Consider the following 18,675-nt stretch of genomic DNA (forward strand, 5'->3'; position numbering starts at 1 on the left):
TTGAACGATTAGTCTTATTCAACGTCCCGTAGCTGCCAACGGTCAGCTACCAGAACTAATTCTTTATCAAATCCAGCACTGCCGTTATCAGCTTGTACTACTTGATATCCCTCGGCACGCAAAGCACAGATCGCCTGCCATAGCAAATTATCCACGCTCTGTGGGGCGCGAACTTTAACGCAACTATCAGCCGCAGGATTGGCCAACGACACCAAGGCTTTTACATCCGTACTAAAACCAGTTGCGGCACGTAGACGACCAAATACCTCACCAATATTGTCGTAACGACCTCCCCGAGCAACCGCATTACCATGCCCTGGCACGTAAGCCGCGAAGACGACACCAGTATGGTAACTGTAGGAGTCCATGTCAGAAAGATCGAAGTGCAAACCCACACTCGGGAAGCGGGTTGAGATAATGTCCGCAATGGACTGCAAGTTCGCCAATGCCTCAGTAACTGCCTCACTAACACCGGCAAGCACTTGTCCTGCTTGGACTAAGGTTTCACGGCCACCACAAAGACGTGGAAGCGCTAGTAACCACGTAGCTGCGCGGGGATCAATAGATAGCTCTGCCACAAAAGCCTCTAATTCAGGCAGACTTTTGCCGCGATACAACTCGCTGATTTTTTTCTCAACATCTTGATCAATACCAGCAGCAGACATCACGCCACGAACAATATCAATGTGACCAAGATCGAGCACAACCCCTTGCAAGCCAGCGGAAAATACGGTTTCCAACATCAAAGAAATGATTTCTACGTCGGCAGACTGAGTATCATCTCCATAGAGTTCAGCGCCTAGCTGAATCGGGCTGCGCGTACCATCAAGACCTGCTGGCGTTGTACGTAATACACTGCCACAGTAACTAAGGCGCTGTACCCCTTCACTTTTCAGGCAATGGGCATCGATACGGGCAACCTGGGAAGTAAAATCGGCGCGAATACCCATCATACGACCAGAAAGCTGGTCGGTCACTTTGAAGGTTTCAAGCTCTAAATCCGAACCTGCACCAGTTAAAAGAGAATCTAGGTATTCGAGTAGAGGTGGGATGACCAGCTGATAACCCCAGCTTTTATGTAAATCTAGTAAATTGCGGCGCAGGCTTTCAATCTTGCTTGCTTGTAATGGTAGCGCTTCATCTACCCCATCTGGTAGCAACCAGCGGTCTGCCATGGTCATAACATGAGTTCCTCTTAATTTCGAACTAAGATCACGATAAGTAGCCCGAACAACATACTGGCAGCCCCGATGACACGAATATTAGCGACAGGACTGCGAGAGACTTTCTGTAACAACATGCGCCATTGTTCTGGCGCTAAAAATGGCAGTATCCCCTCAAAGATCAACATTAGTCCAAAAGCAATCAATAGCGATTCTAATAACTCAGACATTATTTCGGGATCCTGCACACTAAAAAACCGGGGCGTGCCCGGTTTTTGTAATAGTACCACGATTGCGGCAGCGACTTACAGGCTTAAGCCTATGCGCTGACGCAATTTAGATATTGTTACTGTGATTTTTCCAGATACTGGAAGAACTCACTTTTAGGATCGAGGACAAACAAGTCTCCACCGTTGCTGAAACTTTCGCGATAAGCTTGCAAACTACGGTAGAACTTGAAGAACTCGGGATCTTGTTGATACACCTGAGCATAGATGGATGCAGCTTGAGCGTCACCATCACCGCGAATCATTTCTGCGTCACGCTGGGCTTCCGCCTCTAATACCACACGCTGACGATCCGCATCTGCACGAATACCTTCAGCAAGCTCAAGACCTTTCGAACGGTGCTCGCGAGCTTCACGCTCACGCTCGGTACGCATACGCTGGTAAACCGATTCGCTCACGTCTGGCGGAAGGTCGATACGTTTAACTCGAATATCAACAATAGTAATACCAAGTTCAGTCTTAGCCACACCATCCAAGTTATCACGCAACTCAGTCATAAGTTGGTCACGCTCACCGGATACCACCTCGTGCATAGTACGCTCACCGAACTGGTTACGAAGGCCGGTATCAACTCGAGAAGATAAAACTCGATTGGCAACAAATTCATCGCCTGAAGTGGCTTGATAGAATTTCGCTACATCATCGATTTTCCACTTTACGTAGGAATCAACAATAACCGCTTTCTTCTCTAACGTCAGATAACGTTGTGGACGAGAATCCATGGTTAGAATCCGAGCGTCGAACTTTTTCACTTCGTTCATTACTGGAATCTTAAAATGCAAACCGGGCTGAACATCGTTCTCAACGATTTCACCGAACTTGAGCACCACCGCTCGTTCAGTTTCTTTTACCACATACAATGTTTGCGATGCGACCAGTAGAGCCAGCAAGGCAACAAACAATAGGGAGAATGAAGCATTACGCATTAGTTACGACCCTCCCGGCGAACAGTTGAGTTTTGACGTTTACGTAGCTCATCAATTACCTGGTCAGTCAAGACACCGATGTTAGCAGATTCAAGGGAGCTCAAGTTTGCTCCTGTGCTCGCTGGGCGCTGTTTCATTAATTGATCCAAAGGCAGATACATCATGTTATTACCAGACTCAGAATCAATAACCACTTTGCTGGCGTCACGATAGATACCTTCCATAGTCTCCAAGTAAATACGCTGCTTGGTAACTTTCGGAGCCTTCACATACTCTTGGTAGAGGCGATCGAAACGATCAGCTTGACCTTGAGCTCGTGCAACAACTTCAGAGCGATAAGCTTCCGCCTCTTCACGAATACGCTGAGCACGACCGCGCGCTTCTGGGATGATACCGTTAGCGTATGATTCGGCTTCGTTACGTACACGCTGTTCGTCTTCTTTCGCTTTGATTACGTCGTCAAACGCTTCTTGCACTTGGCTCGGCGCTTGGGTGTTTTCCACGTTAACTTTGGAAATCAGCAAGCCTGTACCGTAGTCGTTAATGTAGCCTTGCAGACGCTCTTTCATTTCTTCCGCAAGAATCTGACGACCCTCAGTAAGAATCTGATCCATCTCAGTGCTACCCACTACGTGACGCAAGGAGCTTTCTACAGCCTGTGACAATGATTCCTCAGGACTACGAACGTTCAGTAGGAAATCTTTCGGTTCACTCACCGAGTACTGGACCGAGACGCCAACTTCAACGATGGCTTCGTCTAGGGTAAGCATTAGGGCTTTGTGATCCATTGAACGCACTTTGGTTACGTTGACCTTGGTCACCGAGTCGATCAAAGGTGGATTCCAGTGCAGACCTGGCATGACGGTTTCATGGTATTTGCCAAGGCGCAAAACCACACCACGCTCTTGCTGATCGACCTGGTAAATACCAGTTGACGCCCACAAAGCGAACAGACCGATTGCGACAATGGCAATTAACCCGGAACTAAGTTTACCGCCTAAATTTGGACCACCATTGGATGATCCACCGCCGCGTTTTTTCTTAACACCGAGCATCTCCATCAGTTTACCAAAGGCTTCATCTAGATCTGGCGGTGCCTGATCGTTCTTGTCCTGTTGGCGACCCCAAGGGTCATTTTTTGGTTCCTGCTGACGGCCGTTTTCCGGCTTTTTATCAGGATTCCATGGGTCATTATCGTTATTACCCGGTTCATTCCAGGCCATACTAGATCTCCACTCTAATTTAAAATGTAGTCAGTTCAAGCTGCCTGCACTTGATCTTCGCGCATACCTACCCGAGCAAGAATCTGTAAAAAATCTTTGCGCGGTAAACGCAATTCAAGCAAGCATCGACCGAAGTCATCGTACGACTCGGAGCGCACGGCACCCTGCTCAAATAGCAGCGAACGTAAACGCCCAAATTCTGCAGGGACAACAATGGTTTCGTCCATTACATCCACCGCTAAACGTTCGGCTATGGCTTGCTCAAGCAGGTCTATTCCCCAACCTTCTTTTGCAGACAACCAAACGCGCCAAGGGTTCCCCTGCTCATCACGATCAATTCGCGGAGCACCAGTTTCCAAGGCATCAATTTTATTGAACACCAACAGAGTCGGTAATTCATTCGCATCTATCTCTTCTAGCACCAGATCAACATGCTTGATGTTATCGTCCCGGTCGTTATCCGCAGCATCAATGACATGTAACAGCAAATCTGCTTCAGATGATTCCTTAAGAGTCGCCTGAAACGCTTTTACCAATCGGTGTGGAAGTTGACGGATAAAACCTACCGTATCCGCCAACACAACCGGTCCCACTTGCTCAATTTCAAGGCGGCGCAATGTAGGATCCAAGGTAGCAAACAGCTGATCCGCAGCGTACACATCCGCCCCAGTTACCCGATTAAACAAAGTCGATTTACCCGCGTTGGTATAACCAACCAAAGAAACGGTAGGAACGTCAGAGCGAGAACGGGAACGCCGACTTTGATCCCTCTGACTGTTTACTTTCTCTAAACGTTTTTGGATCGATTTAATTCGCTCTCTTAATAGTCGACGGTCCGTTTCTAACTGCGTTTCACCGGGACCGCGCATACCAATACCGCCTTTTTGGCGCTCTAAGTGAGTCCAGCCGCGAACTAAGCGCGTCGACATATGCTGCAATTGCGCCAATTCGACTTGTAACTTACCTTCATGGGTACGGGCACGCTGGGCGAAAATATCCAGTATTAGACCTGTACGATCCAATACCCGGCATTTCAGCACACTTTCAAGGTTACGCTCTTGCGACGGCGATAGCGCATGGTCGAACAAGACCACTTCTACACCTTCAGCAACAACTATTTCACGGATTTCTTCGAGTTTGCCGGTGCCGACAAAATATTTGGAGTCCGGTTTTAATCGCGACCCTGTCACAACTGCGACAGGGTCAGCACCGGCTGAGATAGCGAGTTCAACAAACTCTTCAGGACCATATTTGGCTTGTTGGTCATTAAAATCGATATGAACTACGACTGCGATTTCACCACTTTCAGGGCGTTCGAAAAACAAGTTATCTAACCTCTTTTGACCCTAACAGGCCAAACTATTCAGCAGCGTCTTCCGCCTGATCAGAGGACGGCAGACGAATGGTACGAGATGGGACAACTGTGGAAATGGCATGTTTGTAAACCATTTGGCTAACAGTGTTTTTTAACAGAATCACAAACTGATCAAATGATTCGATTTGTCCCTGCAATTTAATACCGTTCACAAGAAAGATAGATACAGGTACTCTCTCTTTGCGAAGTACGTTTAAGTAAGGGTCTTGTAGTGATTGCCCTTTTGACATTGGATTCTCCTTAAGCATGCATAAAGTAATAAAACAAAGGTAAAACAATATTCTAGATAGTATACCAGATCTTTCTTGTTTTCCCCTATATATTCGCACCTTCGAAGTATTTCAAGGCTTGGCTTAAAAGGTTTTTATCTAAACTGTCGAAAACCTTCAATTCCTCCCAACCACGTAGCCAAGTAATTTGTCGTTTTGCTAACTGGCGCGTGGCAACAACGCCTTTAAAGATGGCATCTTCTAAAGAATCTTCTCCGGCTAAATGCTGCCATAGCTGGCGATACCCCACACAACGAATTGACGGCATTGAAATATCTAGGTCACCTCGTTGATAAAGACTTTCCACTTCCTGCAGGAAGCCCTGTTCCATCATTTGCATAAAACGCGCCTCGATACGCTCATGCAGGATCGCCCGATCAACCGGCATGACAGCGACATTCACCAGATCAAAGGGCAGCTCTTGAGCTTGTTGCTCTGCCCACCACTGGGTCATGGTTTTGCCGGTCAAACGATACACCTCTAAGGCTCTTAGCAGCCGCTGAGGATCGTTTGGATGAATACGCGCTGCTGACTCAGGATCCACTTGAGCGAGCTGCTCATGCAACACTTCCAAGCCGAGTCGCTCTCGCTCTTCTTCCAACTGAGATCGCAAAGCGATATCCGCGTGAGGCATGTCTGCCAACCCTTTTTGCAAGGCGTTGAAGTACATCATGGTGCCGCCAACTAGCAGAGGTTTGCGGCCCTGATCAAGAATATCCTCGATCTCGGCTATCGCATCGCTAACAAAATCCGCCGCCGAGTAGCTATCCTTAGGATCAATAATGTCGATTAAGCGATGGGGAGCTCGTGCCAGTGTCTCGGCGTCCGGTTTAGCAGTACCGATATCCATGGTTTTGTACACTAACGCCGAATCGACACTGATAATGTCGTAACCATGCTCAGCAGCAAGCTCCACCGCCAAGCCGGTCTTACCGGAGGCTGTTGGCCCCATTAAGCATACAATTTTTGGCTTAGCGGCCATTATCTACCTCGCAAAAACAACTTATCTAAATCAGCCATCGACAATTGTGCCCAAGTGGGACGACCATGATTACACTGACCGCTGCGTTCAGTGATTTCCATATCCCGCAGCAGCGCATTCATTTCAGCAATGCTGAGCTTTCGGTTTGCCCGTACAGCGCCATGACAAGCCATGGTTGCCATCAACTCGTTAGCTCTGGCCTCTAAAATATCGGTAGCACCATGAGTCACCAAATCACTGATCACATCTCGCACTAAGCTTTCCACGTCCCCTTTGATCAGGACAATTGGAACCGAACGCACCATCACACTTTCCGGTCCACTACGCTCTATTTGAAAACCAAATCGGCTAAAAATTTCCTGCTGATCCTCTACCAAATTCGCTTCCGAGCTAGACACAGCAACATTGATCGGCACTAGCAGTGGCTGACTGGCAATATTCTGGCGGTAAAAGGCCTCTTTCATACGCTCGTAAACAATGCGCTCATGGGCAGCGTGCATATCCACTACTATCATGCCTGAATCCGTCTCTGACAGAATATAAATCCCGTGCAGTTGGGCAATGGCATAACCTAACGGGGGGGTACGCTCATTCTGGGGCAAGGGTTCAGCAACGGCATTCATGCTCGGCGAAGCAACGGATTTAATTTCACCGGTTTGCGGATCAACCCATTCCGTTTCAGATAAAGTGACTTCGTCAGCGGCGCGAGACATTTTCGCCATCCCTTCAAGCTGGGCCCGAACGACATTAGGCTCGAAATTTCGGGAAGCCTCTGATACGGGGCGAGAAAATGCGCCTCTGTCGCTGGGCGCGACCGGAGTGCGAAAGTCCATACTTGACTGAGTTACCGGGGAAACTCGCTCAGGATTTATATTCTGCACTGGTTCAGAGCTTGATCCTGTAGGTGGAGAAGTATCTTCAGGACGCACATCTGCCAGCACCTTGTGAATACGACTAAACAGAAAATCATGCACCAAGCGACCATCCCGGAAACGCACCTCATGCTTGGTAGGATGGACGTTGACATCTACCGTCCCGGGATCCAATTCTAAATATAAAACGAAGGTGGGATGACGGCCGTTGTACAGTACATCTCGATAGGCCTGACGTACCGCGTGGGCAACTAACTTGTCACGCACCACACGACCATTAACAAAGAAATACTGGAGATCAGCTTGGGAACGACTATAGGTCGGTAACCCTATCCATCCCCACAAACGCAAGCCTGCCGCCTCTACGTCAACCGTAAGAGCATTTTCTATAAATTTACTACCCAACAAAGTCGCTAAACGTTGTTCAGCGTGGAGCTGGTCGCTCACGGGGCGCAAGTCGTATATTTGCTTACCATTGTGGCCAAGGCGAAAACCCACGTCGTATCGACTCAATGCAAGGCGCTTCACCACTTCTTCTAAATGGTTAAATTCAGTTTTTTCCGTACGTAAAAATTTGCGTCGCGCCGGCGTATTGAAAAACAAGTCACGTACTTCGATAGTGGTGCCTTGGGGATGAGAAGCCGGACGCACAACCGTGCCCATGTCCTTGCCCTCAGCTTCAACCCGCCAAGCTTCGGTCGCCATTTCTGACTGTGATGTTAGTAATAACCGCGAGACAGAGCTGATACTAGCGAGCGCTTCACCACGAAATCCTAATGTGGTTACCGCTTCAAGATCATCCAGCGTGGTGATCTTGCTTGTGGCGTGACGACTCAATGCCAGCGGCAAATCGTCTTTATCGATACCTGAACCGTTATCGCGGATTTTTATCCGACGCATTCCGCCTTGCTCGATATCAATATCTAACTGAGTTGCTCCGGCATCTAAGCTATTTTCCAGCAACTCTTTCACGACGGAAGCGGGACGTTCGACAACCTCACCAGCAGCAATCTGGTTAGCCAAACGGGGAGACAATAGATTAATTTTTGCCATGAGTGGGACAAAACCTTATTTGCGGTTAGCTGGCTGGGATAGCCAACTTTTGACCAACCCAGATGACATCATTTTTTAGTGTATTGGCAGCGCGTAGAGCATCTAAGGACACACCATTGCGTTTGGCGATTTCAGACAACGTATCTCCTTTTGCAACGGTATAAGTACCTCCGCTGCGACGACTTTGCTTCCAAGCTAAGTAGGTGCCATCGGGGGGGAGCTTGGAAAAATGGGCAATTACTCCATCCGCAATAGCATCCGCTAACTTTTTACGATAGGCATAGCTCCCTAGGTTCTTCGCTTCAATTTTATTCGAGACGAATCCTGTCTCTATCAATATTGACGGAATGTCTGGAGACTTGAGCACGACAAAACCCGCTTGCTGCACATCATCCTTGTGCAATTTGGCAACCGAACGCATTTTGCCCAATACAGATTCACCCACGTCAAGACTCATCTGGATAGTAGAGTTCATTGACATGTCCAGTAACACTTCCGCCAGGAGCTGATCCTTGTCATCCAAGGAAATACCACCCACCAATTCAGCGGCCTGCTCCTGCTGTGCCAACCAACGCCCCATCTCTGAGGTTTTACCACTCAATGACAATGCCCACACCGAGGCACCACGGGCACTCGACTTCGTAAACGCGTCCGCATGCACCGATATTAATAAATCTGCGTTCGCTTCCCGGGCCACTCGAGAGCGATCCCTTAATTGCAAATACACATCAGTGGAGCGGGTCATCACTGCTTTAAAGCCTTCCACCTTGTTGATTCGCTCGGCAAGTTCTTTGCCGATCGACAGTACAATGTCTTTTTCTCGTACGCCAAATTGACCCAATGCACCGGGATCTTTACCACCATGACCGGGGTCGATAACGACCACGATATCCCGCTTTTCGGACTGCAGCGTTGCCAGACTTTTGACCACTTCAACCGGTTTCTGATCTCCATGTTCTAATTCCACCAATATTCGCGGACCATACTCCCCAGAGGCACCCAGTTCAGTAGTTTTTGCTTTCACCGCCTTTGTCAAATCCAATACAAAGCGCGTTCCCTCATCACGTTTGGCATAGCGCACTCGCATCAGCACATCAGAAGAGATGGTCGCAAGGTTGGCAGCTAACTCGTTGGAAAGGCCCGCATTCGCCACATCCAACACCACCCTTTCAGGATTTGATAACGGGAACATACGGTGCTCAGCCGGGGAGCTCAACTCAAGCACCAGACGCGTCACACCGTCCTGCTGGGCAACACGAATATCGCGCACCTCAGCAGCAAAGGTAAGACTAGAAATGGTCAGCAACAGGGCCAATAGGCCACGCAGCAGTAGTGAAATTTTTTGATACATATCAGGCAGCTAGCTAAACAGTCAGCAAACTATATCGCGAGCCGTGTTGGATCTCAATGTTAAGGGGGTGGATCAGTGGCTTAAACCTATTTTTTATCTTATGCAGCCGCATGGGTAGCGAAACGCTGTAATATTGCTTCACCTTTTGCCGAGGTCGCTGCAATTGATACCTTACGCCCCTGACGGACAAAGTCGAGATGGATTACGAGGTCAGCCTCGGGTAACACACCTTTGCCCATCTCCGCCCATTCTACTAAACACAAGGCCCCTTCACGAAAATAATCTCGAATGCCCATATACTCGAGTTCTTCTGGTTCCGCTATGCGATATAAATCAAAATGAAACGCCTCAATCCCATTCATTTCATAAGGCTCCACAATCGTGTAGGTCGGACTCTTCACTGGCCCTACATACCCCATACCGCGCAGCAGACCCCGTACTAACGTGGTTTTACCCATACCCAGATTACCATCCAAAAATACCACGCCACCGTTAGCAAAAGCGCTGGCCATATCTGCACCAAACTGTTCCATGGCCTCTTCGCCATACACTTCTTTTTCTATCATTATCTTGCTCTCTCTTTTCTACACACACCCGTGTGCGACCTGTTCGTTAATTTACATTTATGACTTTTGCAAATACATCAGTAACTCTTGGGGAAACATGCCAATATCCCCTTTTTCCTGCGCGCATTTGATCGCAGCATCATTATGCCAACCGGCACCGATCACCGCGGCGGTAAAGGCATCTTGGTAGTAGGCCCAACAAGCCGCGACTATCCCCGTGAGCACATCTCCGGAGCCACCTCGCGCTAGCCCAGGACATGGAGCGCCAACCACTACCGGCACTTCACCTTGTTTGGCTATTACGCTAGTGATCCCTTTCAGTATCACCACTGCTCGGTATTTTTGTGCTAACTGCTCGGCTGCTGATATTAGGTCATTCAATACTTCATCAATACTAATCCCTAGCAGAAAAGCGGCCTCGCCGGGATGGGGGGTAATAATCAGCTCACCTCCCTCCCAATGCTTGCTGGCCAACAATCTTAAACCGTCCGCATCTAACACCGTTCTGCAATGAAGCTGAGCTGCAGCATCAAATAACCGATGCCCCCACTCCAAACGACCCAAACCTGGGCCTAGCACGATAATGCTCGAATTGCCCCTCAAAACACTGCCAGGCTCACCCTGAGCTTCATCAAATCCCATGATCGATGGATTTCGACATAAAGCAGCGCCTATGGTTACTCCTCGGCTATACAGAGCAACTGTCCCGGCACCGGCTCGCGCGGCGGCTTCACTACTCATAATCGCCGCCCCACCGAAACCGTGATCTCCTCCTAGGACAGCTACATGGCCATAAGTTCCCTTGTGAGAGTCGCCGTAACGGGTACATGGCTGGAAAGTGCGAAAAAACGATCTTGCTAAGAAATGAGCGCATTGAGGTAAATCTAGGTCAGCAGCTTGAAGGGATTCTATGACAATTTCATGACAGCATGCAGGCCCTTTATTAATTCTTAAGCCAATTTTATCGACAATAAAAGTAACCACCATATCCGCTTCGATAATGGTTGATCCGCTGCCCGTATTAGCATTCAAGCCACTTGGCACATCGACCGCCAAGGTCCAACCTCCAGATTGACGCAAGTGATTGCAATGATCAATTAGCGCCGCAAAATCAGCACTGGGATGCCCTAATGCACCGATACCTAATAGCGCATCAACCACCACAGCACTGCGATCGTATGCCAAGAATGCCTCAGCGGGCTGCACCGGCACATTGACAGCTCGAAGTTTCTCCCAGGCTAGCAAAGCATCACCGGTACGAGGACGCTTAGCAGCATCAAATAAGGTGACGTCGAACCCGGCCTCGTGTAGTAATACGGCCACTAATACCCCATCACCACCATTGTTTCCGCCACCGGCTAGAACTACAATCGGGCGGGTTGATGGCTGTCGATGACAAATATGCCGGTATATAGCATAGGCCGCGCGCTCCATCATGGGAAAGCTATCCCCCTCAATAGCAAAAGAGGCTTGTTCTATTTGTCTAACAGCCGCCACGTCATACAAACCTGTTAGATGTCCCTGTCCAATTCGCTCGATCATATGAAGCTCCGGAGAATAAATGGATTATTTGACCATTACCTTAATTGCTATCGCGGTACTGACTACCGGTATCTCAAAGGGTGGATTCTCCGGTGCATTCGGAGTCATCGCTGTACCCTTGATTGCACTCACCATGTCACCGGTACAAGCCGCAGCCATTATGCTGCCAATACTGTGCATTATGGATTTGTTTACCATACAAAAGTTTTGGAAGAAATGGGATGGCCGTATCATCCGCATCGCCATTCCAGCGGCAATCGTTGGCATTACTATCGGTGGACTTAGCGCAAGCTGGCTTTCAATTGCCTGGCTAAAGATATTAATTGGAGTCATTGCGATTGGGTTTGCCCTCAACGCCTTTACCAAACACATCAGGCGCGAACAGTTAACGCCATTATCTCCGCTAGCAGCGCGATTCTGGTGTGCCTTGGGTGGTTTTACGAGCTTTGTTGCCCATGCTGGCGGCCCACCGATGAATGTTTTCTTATTGCGCACTGGGGTAGACAAGACGACTTTTGTGGCGACGGCTGCACTTATTTTTACCGCGATCAACTACGTAAAATTGATCCCCTACGGTCTGCTTGGACAACTCAACCTTGATGTCATTTGGCTTTCGCTAGCCTTCACTCCCGTTGCTTTTATCGGCGTTCAGCTGGGTGCTTGGTTGCATTATCGAGTCAGCGGCGATTTATTCTTTCGCGTAATTTATACCCTGTTGGCAATAACTGGCGTCAAACTACTATGGGATGGTGTTGCGCTATTTTAAAAATAGCGCCACCTAATGATCAGATTTTAAATACTGTATTGCGGTAGTAACGCAATTCTTCAATCGACTCTAAGATATCATCCAGTGCCAAGTGGGATTCTTGCTTTTTAAAACCCTGCAATACTTCCGGCTGCCAACGACGAGCCAGCTCCTTAATGGTGCTGACATCTAAGTAGCGGTAGTGGAAGTAGGTCTCTAACTTAGGCATATATTTATAGAGAAAGCGACGATCTTGCCCTACGCTGTTACCACAAATAGGAGATTTTCCGGCAGGAACATACTGGGCCAAAAAATCGATGGTAGCCTGTTCCGCTTGGGCCATTGAAAACTCAGAACTCAAAACTCGTGCGGTCAAGCCAGATTGACCGTGATGGGTTGTACACCATTCATCCATGGCATCCATCACCTCCTTGGGCTGGTGAATCGCCAAGTTTGGGCCTTTAGCAAGGATATTGAGGTCCTTGTCGGTTACGATAGTTGCAATTTCGATAATCGTATCGGTTTCCGGTTCCAAACCGGTCATTTCCAAATCAATCCAGATCAGGTTTTGTTCGTTGTAACTCATGCCATTCAGCCCTTTATTCTCAATGGAAAGCATTATACCCTATGCGCCGATAATTAGGACTCCCAACACCGATGTCAAAGCGAAAACTTAGTAAGCAGCAAACTTGGCGCATAGAGCGTATTCATAAAGAACGCACTGAACGCGCCCAGAAGCGTGATCAGCAAGCCCAAGAGCTACTGCAATCATCCGATCTTGGACCGGAAACCCGCGGCATCATTCTTTCCCATTTTGGTACACAAGTAGAAGTTGAGGGAATCGAAGGAGAATTTCTTGGAATTCGCACTCGTTGTAACTTGCGCGCGAATCTGGGGCAACTAGTAACCGGGGACGCAGTAACATGGCGCCCTAGTCAGCTAGAAGGCGGCGTTGTTGTGGCTCGTGATGAACGCAAGACATTGCTGCAGCGACCAGATATGCATGGCCGATTAAAGCCAGTCGCCGCGAATATCGATTACATCGTCGTCGTGGTCGCTACAGAACCGGAGGCCCATGCAAATTTAATTGACCGCTATTTGGTTGCTGCTGAAACGGTTGATATCGAACCTGTGATCCTATTGAACAAAAGCGACTTACTGACAGAAGCCCATCAAAACACCCTTATCCCATTGCTCGACTCCTATCGTCAACTGGGCTATCGAGTGCTACATACATCCACAACGAATGACCAAGGTATGGCGGAGCTACTGACGTTCCTTTCCGGAAAAATCAGCGTTTTTGTTGGACAATCTGGTGTCGGTAAATCTTCCCTAATCAACACATTACTTCCCGATGAAAATATCAATGTGGGTGAACTCTCAACCAAGCGCCGTAAAGGTACCCACACAACGACCACAGCACGCCTGTTTCATATGCCTTGTGGTGGCGACCTAATCGATTCACCTGGGATCCGTGAATTTGGACTCTGGCACATCAGTGAACAGGAACTGCTAGAAGGATTTCGCGAACTGCGGGAGCACATTGGCTATTGCCGTTTCCGAGATTGCCAACATGAAAAGGAGCCTGGATGCGCTATCTTAGCTGCTCTCGATGCCGGAACCATAAGTCAAGCACGCTTCCAGAGCTTCATTCGTATTCGCCAATCCATTCGTGATAATGACGCATTTAATAGCTATTAAGCATAGCTTCTTTAGAAAACGCTTTTGGGCGCCACGCCTCGAAGATTTACGGAGTCAAAGCCGAACCGATCGCGGTTACGCGCCAACAAATCTCGATAGGAGCTATCCGTAAGGATAGTTATGGTGATGCGCCGATTCTCGGCGCTTTGCGGATCAAGGCGATTATAAGGAACCGTGTCAGCAAGACCAACCACTTGAGCAATTCGACTTAGAGACACCCCTCCCTCTACAACGGCACGTTTCGCCGCATTGGCCCGCAGGGAGGATAGATCCCAGTTATCGGTATAATCCTGCGACAAAAAACGGGTAGAATCCGTGTGGCCGGTAATGGCTATGGGGTTCTCGATTTTACGCAATACGGAGCCAATACTTAACAAAACCACTTCAGCATCAATGGTTAATTCTGCACTACCGCGCTCAAACATGGGTTTGTCAGGCTCATCGATTAAGGTGATGCGCACTCCATCAGGCGTGATATCTATGCGCATATTTTCATTTTCGGAATGCAATCGATCTATGCTTTGCAATTGCTCGGTCAATAATGCATTCATACGTTCTAGCTCTTGACCATCATTACCGGAGCCTACTTCTTCTTCCCTTGCGGGTAACGGCGTACTACCGGGATCAGGCAAGTCAAAGTCTGGCTTTTGTTCAATACTTTTTGCGGGACTACCGCCTAAATCGATTGGCTTGTTACTGAATCCTGCGGTCGAGGGCCCCATCGGATCGTTGAAAAATCCCTCAATGGCAGCACGCTCCTGAGGGGAAGCGACATTAATAATCCACATCACCAAAAAAAAGGCCATCATCGCCAGAGCAAAATCCGCTAACGCGATTTTCCACGAGCCGCCGTGGGCGCCCCCTTTTTGGACTTTCTTGACTCGACGTATTACCGGCTGATGTACATCCATGGACTCACCTGTACTGCTTAATTAGCTCGGAAAGCTCCAAGAAGCTGGGGCGCTTATCCCCCGGCAATAATTTCCGCCCAGCTTCAACTGCAATTGGGGGCGGATGACCACTAGCGGCAGCACTTAAGCAGGCTTTAACACATAGGTAAGACTTAATCTCGTGCTCTGCAAGGCCCTCCAGATGAGCCGACATTGGACCAACAAAACCATAAGCGAAGAACACACCTAGAAAAGTACCGACTAAAGCGGCAGCAACGTGGGTGCCGATTTCTTCCATAGGCCCACCGATGGCTCCCATGGTAATTACAATACCCAGTACTGCCGCCACGATACCAAACCCAGGCAGCGCTTCCGCAACCCGGTGCACCGCGGCACCCGGCCCTTTCAATTCCTCGGCAATCTGCTCAATCTCTTCATCCATCATAGCATCCAGCTCGTGGGCTGGCAGACCAGTAATGGTGAACACCCGATAGTTGTCAGCAAAAAAATCTACCAAGCGCGCATCTCGTACTACATCGGGAAATTGATTAAATAGGGGACTCTCTAATGGATGCTCTATATCCGCCTCGACCGCTAAGAACCCCTCTTGGCGGCTACGTTGAAATAGACTGTAAATAAGACACAAAAGCTGGGTATGAAAGCTTTGGTTATGGCGGGAACCAAGCACAACTTGGGGCAACATCTTCAAACAACGTACTTGAGTGTTTTTATCTGTCGCAATGAGAAACGAGCCGAAGGCAGCGCCACAGATAATTAGCACTTCAAACGGCTGCCATAAAGCCAACAGGTTACCATGTGAAGCTAAGTAACCCGTCACGACGCTGACGACTACTATGAGCATCCCTAGCAATACAAACATATTATTTCATCCTAGAACTAGTCAGTGTATTCTCGATTCAGATTATGCAGTATGATTACTTAAATACACGGGATCGTAAAGTGGGTCGGCAGCAATTTCGGCCTGAGCCTATAACCTAGCGAGCAGAGATGAAAAAGTCACCTTTTGGCCTAAGTGAATGGTTGATCAACTTAAAAGACCGAAAGCTACCCGTCAGCAGCGACAGTATTTCTCGTCTTCGTAACCAAATCAAAACTCCAGATGAAACATTGGACAGGATGCAACGCAATATCGCCTCCGAACCCATGTTAGCGTTTGCCATCCTTAATGAAGCGAACATGGTTGTCGCTTACAAACGCAATGATATCAAGAGCCCCATCCACGCCGCCTCCATGATTGGCATGAACGGCTTAAGTAAGATATTTGATAAGGTCGCTCCCTACACACGCTCCCGCAAGGAAAGCCATCAGCGGGCCTACTGGCGTGAAGTACAAATCAGTTATGAAGCTGCCAGTATTGCCAGACGCTGGGCCATAGAAAAAAGCGCTAGTCATGCTGATGATGTTTTCTGGATCACCTTTTTCCGCGATGCGGCTCGCTGGCTACTATGGTTTCACGCCCATGAACAAATGGAGCAAGTAACCGAGCAGATTCGTCGAGGAAAGGGACAGATTGAAGCGGAACAGGGAGTGCTTGGCTGTAGTATTGATGAATTGAGTGTCAAGCTATACCAAGAATGGAAAGTGCCAGAAATCATTATTGATTCTTTCTTTGGCGAACAAACACCCACAGATGAAGACTTACAGCATCTGGCTCAACTCGTACACGACCAAGAACAGCTACCTGGTTTTGCCGAAGACAAGCGTATAACCATTATTATGAATGGCCCGCTTATCTTGGCATCATGCGCCAGCAAACTCGCCCGAGAAGCAAACATTATAGGCTGGGGCAGTAAGAATCTACCGTTCTATTACCGTGTTATGTCAGCCGTTATTCATGCACGCATGGGCGAGGTGGTCCAAGCTACACATTATGCCTGCGTTGAAGCAGCGAACGACTACATTAATGATGCTAAGTACCCGCTTGCATGCCAACTACTTTCCCCTGCTCTTTTCACTAAATCCCAAGCAAAGCCAGTTAGCGCAACTAAGAAAATCACCCCACTGCAAGCACTGGAGCAAAAACTCGCTACCATAACTGAGCCTAAGGCACGCGCCACACTCGCTATGAAAGCCATGCTGTCATTGCTCAAAAGCAGCCAGCCTAAGATTGCCGTACTACGTTTTTCGAATAACCAAAACAAGCTACAGCCGCTACTGCAGTATGGTTTCGATCTCAGTCTACTCAAGCAAATCAAATGGAATAGCCCATCTAGCGTGATCGACCGTTTAGCCAATAAGCGCGTAGCCGTCCAATTAAGTGAAGCTAAGTTCAGTAACACCCTCACCCAGCTTCCCCAAGGGGCAGAGAAGATATTTCAACCTAATGGGCAGCTTATTATGGCGTCATCACCACTTGATGCCGATACAACTCACATCTATTGGATTCATACCAGCACCCAGTTTAATGAGCAGCACTATGAATCCGTAAAACGCATTGTTAAATTAGCCAATTAAGCAGGACACCTAGTGAATAAAGATCAATTATTTGCCATTGCCCAACATCTTACACCACAAAAAATGCTTTCCCGTGGCGCCGGTAAGTTAGCGGAATGTGAGCTTGGTTTCGTTAAAAACACCTTCATCAAACAGTTCGTGAAAAAGTACCAAGTGGATATGAGTGAGGCTGCCGAACCCAACCCAACCGCATACCGCAATTTCAACGACTTCTTTACTCGCGCACTGAAACCCAACGCTCGTCCTATCGTTAGTTCTGACAATCTCATCGCTTGCCCTGCCGATGGCGCTGTTAGCCAAATTGGCGATATTGAATACGGTACCATTTACCAAGCGAAGGGACATTACTATGGCCTTACCGAGCTACTTGGTGGTGACGCCAAACTGTCTGACCAATTTCTAGGTGGCAAGTTTGCCACCATTTATTTGTCGCCAAAAGATTACCATCGCGTACATATGCCCTACCCTGGCAAGCTGGTAAAAATGATTCACGTACCAGGCAAGCTATTCTCTGTAAACAAAGTAACAGCGGAGCAGATTCCCAATGTGTTTGCTCGTAACGAACGCACCGTATGTGTATTCGAAACGGATATTGGCCCTATGGTAGTAATCTTAGTTGGCGCCATGATAGTCGCCAGTATTGAAACGGTCTGGGCGGGGCAGGTCACTCCATTCAGTAAAAAAGTCCAAACTTGGGACTATCAGGACTTGGCACAGGTTGAGTTGAAAAAAGGTGAAGAAATGGGGCGCTTTAAACTAGGTTCAACAGCGATTGTGTTGTTCCCAAAAAATACCATGGAATGGTCAGAAGAGTTGAAAGCCGACTCACCCACTCGCATGGGCATGGCTCTTGGGCAAATTAAGGGCTAAAACTCAAATAACAAACCATAAAAAAAGCTAATCCTCAGTGGATTAGCTCAGAGTGTCGATAAACCCCAGCTTTTTGTTGGGGTTTTGTTTTTTATGGCATTAAATTTTAAAAGTGAACTCTCGATAGCTGGATTTAGTCAGCGTCTCTTGTAATCGGTCTCAGAGAGGTGTCGGAGCACTTGAAGTCCATTTCAAGCGCTCTTTAAGCAAGATAGACCCTTAACTAAGCAATAGGGCGATCTTTTTCATATTTTGGGCGGCAGCTGTCAGTAGACACTGTGAAGATACTTTGTCTATTCCTCTAAACCTCGCGTAGCGATACCCATGTAGTTCCTTTGCGTCCGCAAAACTCCGTTCTACCGTTTCTTTTCGCCTTGCATAAATA

The 18,675-nt window shown here is 48.2% G+C and carries 19 protein-coding genes; 4 read left to right on the forward strand and 15 right to left on the reverse strand.

What is annotated here, in order from left to right; translation table 11 throughout:
* Positions 1-14 precede the first annotated feature (14 nt).
* The 11 genes from FJM67_RS08480 to FJM67_RS08530 all read right to left on the reverse strand — a co-directional run bounded on the left by FJM67_RS08480 (position 15) and on the right by FJM67_RS08530 (position 11,609).
* On the reverse strand, positions 15-1,181 hold the full coding sequence (locus tag FJM67_RS08480; protein WP_140588418.1) for an ATP phosphoribosyltransferase regulatory subunit: 1,167 nt from the start codon (positions 1,179-1,181) through the stop codon (positions 15-17).
* A 14-nt stretch (positions 1,182-1,195) separates the two neighbouring features.
* The gene (locus FJM67_RS08485; RefSeq protein ID WP_140588420.1) at positions 1,196-1,393 is read right to left on the reverse strand and encodes a DUF2065 domain-containing protein; all 198 of its coding nucleotides are present in this window, start codon (positions 1,391-1,393) and stop codon (positions 1,196-1,198) included.
* A gap of 116 nt (positions 1,394-1,509) precedes the next feature.
* A complete protein-coding gene (hflC, locus tag FJM67_RS08490; RefSeq protein WP_140588421.1) occupies positions 1,510-2,376 on the reverse strand; it encodes a protease modulator HflC in 867 nt (288 codons plus the stop codon).
* Positions 2,376-3,599 (reverse strand): FtsH protease activity modulator HflK, encoded by a 1,224-nt coding sequence (hflK, locus tag FJM67_RS08495; RefSeq protein WP_140588423.1) that lies wholly within the window; start codon positions 3,597-3,599, stop codon positions 2,376-2,378. The genes hflC and hflK overlap by 1 nt, the downstream gene beginning before the upstream one ends.
* Before the next feature lie 35 nt (positions 3,600-3,634).
* Complete coding sequence (hflX, locus tag FJM67_RS08500) at positions 3,635-4,924, reverse strand: ribosome rescue GTPase HflX (protein ID WP_140588425.1); 1,290 nt, start codon at positions 4,922-4,924, stop codon at positions 3,635-3,637.
* A gap of 34 nt (positions 4,925-4,958) precedes the next feature.
* On the reverse strand, positions 4,959-5,204 hold the full coding sequence (gene hfq, locus FJM67_RS08505; protein ID WP_140588426.1) for an RNA chaperone Hfq: 246 nt from the start codon (positions 5,202-5,204) through the stop codon (positions 4,959-4,961).
* Positions 5,205-5,289: 85 nt separating this feature from the next.
* Positions 5,290-6,225, reverse strand: coding sequence for a tRNA (adenosine(37)-N6)-dimethylallyltransferase MiaA (gene miaA / locus FJM67_RS08510; RefSeq protein WP_140588428.1), 936 nt, complete (start codon positions 6,223-6,225; stop codon positions 5,290-5,292).
* Complete coding sequence (gene mutL / locus FJM67_RS08515) at positions 6,225-8,150, reverse strand: DNA mismatch repair endonuclease MutL (protein WP_140588430.1); 1,926 nt, start codon at positions 8,148-8,150, stop codon at positions 6,225-6,227. Before mutL ends, miaA begins: the two co-directional genes overlap by 1 nt.
* Positions 8,151-8,175: 25 nt before the next feature.
* A complete protein-coding gene (locus FJM67_RS08520; protein ID WP_140588431.1) occupies positions 8,176-9,501 on the reverse strand; it encodes an N-acetylmuramoyl-L-alanine amidase in 1,326 nt (441 codons plus the stop codon).
* A 98-nt stretch (positions 9,502-9,599) separates the two neighbouring features.
* Positions 9,600-10,067, reverse strand: coding sequence for a tRNA (adenosine(37)-N6)-threonylcarbamoyltransferase complex ATPase subunit type 1 TsaE (gene tsaE, locus FJM67_RS08525; RefSeq protein WP_140588433.1), 468 nt, complete (start codon positions 10,065-10,067; stop codon positions 9,600-9,602).
* Between the two features lie 57 nt (positions 10,068-10,124).
* Positions 10,125-11,609 carry an NAD(P)H-hydrate dehydratase gene (locus FJM67_RS08530; protein WP_140588435.1) on the reverse strand — a complete coding sequence of 495 codons (1,485 nt, stop codon included), beginning with the start codon at positions 11,607-11,609 and terminating at the stop codon, positions 10,125-10,127.
* A gap of 19 nt (positions 11,610-11,628) precedes the next feature.
* Here FJM67_RS08530 and FJM67_RS08535 point away from each other — a divergent pair, with 19 nt between their 5' ends.
* Entirely contained in the window at positions 11,629-12,375 is a 747-nt protein-coding gene (locus FJM67_RS08535; protein WP_140588437.1) for a sulfite exporter TauE/SafE family protein, read from the forward strand.
* Positions 12,376-12,394: 19 nt separating this feature from the next.
* Here the strand turns inward: FJM67_RS08535 and orn are convergent, their stop codons facing one another.
* A complete protein-coding gene (gene orn, locus FJM67_RS08540) occupies positions 12,395-12,940 on the reverse strand; it encodes an oligoribonuclease (protein ID WP_140588438.1) in 546 nt (181 codons plus the stop codon).
* 71 nt (positions 12,941-13,011) lie between these two features.
* On the opposite strand from orn, the gene rsgA reads away from it, so the two are divergent.
* Positions 13,012-14,055 carry a small ribosomal subunit biogenesis GTPase RsgA gene (gene rsgA, locus FJM67_RS08545; RefSeq protein WP_140588440.1) on the forward strand — a complete coding sequence of 348 codons (1,044 nt, stop codon included), beginning with the start codon at positions 13,012-13,014 and terminating at the stop codon, positions 14,053-14,055.
* 11 nt (positions 14,056-14,066) lie between these two features.
* Here rsgA and FJM67_RS08550 read toward each other — a convergent pair whose 3' ends face one another.
* Positions 14,067-14,966 (reverse strand): OmpA family protein, encoded by a 900-nt coding sequence (locus FJM67_RS08550; protein ID WP_140588442.1) that lies wholly within the window; start codon positions 14,964-14,966, stop codon positions 14,067-14,069.
* A 4-nt stretch (positions 14,967-14,970) separates the two neighbouring features.
* A complete protein-coding gene (motA, locus tag FJM67_RS08555; protein ID WP_140588444.1) occupies positions 14,971-15,825 on the reverse strand; it encodes a flagellar motor stator protein MotA in 855 nt (284 codons plus the stop codon).
* 128 nt (positions 15,826-15,953) lie between these two features.
* Here motA and FJM67_RS08560 point away from each other — a divergent pair, with 128 nt between their 5' ends.
* Entirely contained in the window at positions 15,954-17,420 is a 1,467-nt protein-coding gene (locus FJM67_RS08560; protein ID WP_140588446.1) for an HDOD domain-containing protein, read from the forward strand.
* 12 nt (positions 17,421-17,432) lie between these two features.
* Positions 17,433-18,290 carry an archaetidylserine decarboxylase gene (gene asd, locus FJM67_RS08565; protein WP_140588448.1) on the forward strand — a complete coding sequence of 286 codons (858 nt, stop codon included), beginning with the start codon at positions 17,433-17,435 and terminating at the stop codon, positions 18,288-18,290.
* Positions 18,291-18,509: 219 nt separating this feature from the next.
* On the opposite strand, the gene FJM67_RS08570 is transcribed toward asd, so the two are convergent.
* Positions 18,510-18,675 (reverse strand): transposase (locus FJM67_RS08570; protein ID WP_181161439.1); only part of this gene is annotated, 166 nt, incomplete at its 5' end.

Origin of the sequence: Maribrevibacterium harenarium, from assembly GCF_006385675.1 — a bacterium.
Classification (GTDB): Bacteria; Pseudomonadota; Gammaproteobacteria; order Pseudomonadales; family Marinomonadaceae; genus Marinomonas; species Marinomonas harenarium.

Excerpts from the sequence above, each read along its gene's own strand:
- FJM67_RS08480 (WP_140588418.1), bottom strand. The coding sequence starts at position 1,181 with ATGACCATGGCAGACCGCTGGTTGCTACCAGATGGGGTAGATGAAGCG.
- FJM67_RS08550 (WP_140588442.1), bottom strand. The coding sequence starts at position 14,966 with ATGGATGTACATCAGCCGGTAATACGTCGAGTCAAGAAAGTCCAAAAA.
- mutL (WP_140588430.1), bottom strand. The coding sequence starts at position 8,150 with ATGGCAAAAATTAATCTATTGTCTCCCCGTTTGGCTAACCAGATTGCT.
- rsgA (WP_140588440.1), top strand. The coding sequence starts at position 13,012 with ATGTCAAAGCGAAAACTTAGTAAGCAGCAAACTTGGCGCATAGAGCGT.
- hflK (WP_140588423.1), bottom strand. The coding sequence starts at position 3,599 with ATGGCCTGGAATGAACCGGGTAATAACGATAATGACCCATGGAATCCT.
- FJM67_RS08520 (WP_140588431.1), bottom strand. The coding sequence starts at position 9,501 with ATGTATCAAAAAATTTCACTACTGCTGCGTGGCCTATTGGCCCTGTTG.
- FJM67_RS08535 (WP_140588437.1), top strand. The coding sequence starts at position 11,629 with ATGGATTATTTGACCATTACCTTAATTGCTATCGCGGTACTGACTACC.
- hfq (WP_140588426.1), bottom strand. The coding sequence starts at position 5,204 with ATGTCAAAAGGGCAATCACTACAAGACCCTTACTTAAACGTACTTCGC.
- FJM67_RS08560 (WP_140588446.1), top strand. The coding sequence starts at position 15,954 with ATGAAAAAGTCACCTTTTGGCCTAAGTGAATGGTTGATCAACTTAAAA.
- FJM67_RS08530 (WP_140588435.1), bottom strand. The coding sequence starts at position 11,609 with ATGATCGAGCGAATTGGACAGGGACATCTAACAGGTTTGTATGACGTG.
- motA (WP_140588444.1), bottom strand. The coding sequence starts at position 15,825 with ATGTTTGTATTGCTAGGGATGCTCATAGTAGTCGTCAGCGTCGTGACG.
- FJM67_RS08485 (WP_140588420.1), bottom strand. The coding sequence starts at position 1,393 with ATGTCTGAGTTATTAGAATCGCTATTGATTGCTTTTGGACTAATGTTG.
- hflC (WP_140588421.1), bottom strand. The coding sequence starts at position 2,376 with ATGCGTAATGCTTCATTCTCCCTATTGTTTGTTGCCTTGCTGGCTCTA.
- orn (WP_140588438.1), bottom strand. The coding sequence starts at position 12,940 with ATGAGTTACAACGAACAAAACCTGATCTGGATTGATTTGGAAATGACC.
- miaA (WP_140588428.1), bottom strand. The coding sequence starts at position 6,225 with ATGGCCGCTAAGCCAAAAATTGTATGCTTAATGGGGCCAACAGCCTCC.
- tsaE (WP_140588433.1), bottom strand. The coding sequence starts at position 10,067 with ATGATAGAAAAAGAAGTGTATGGCGAAGAGGCCATGGAACAGTTTGGT.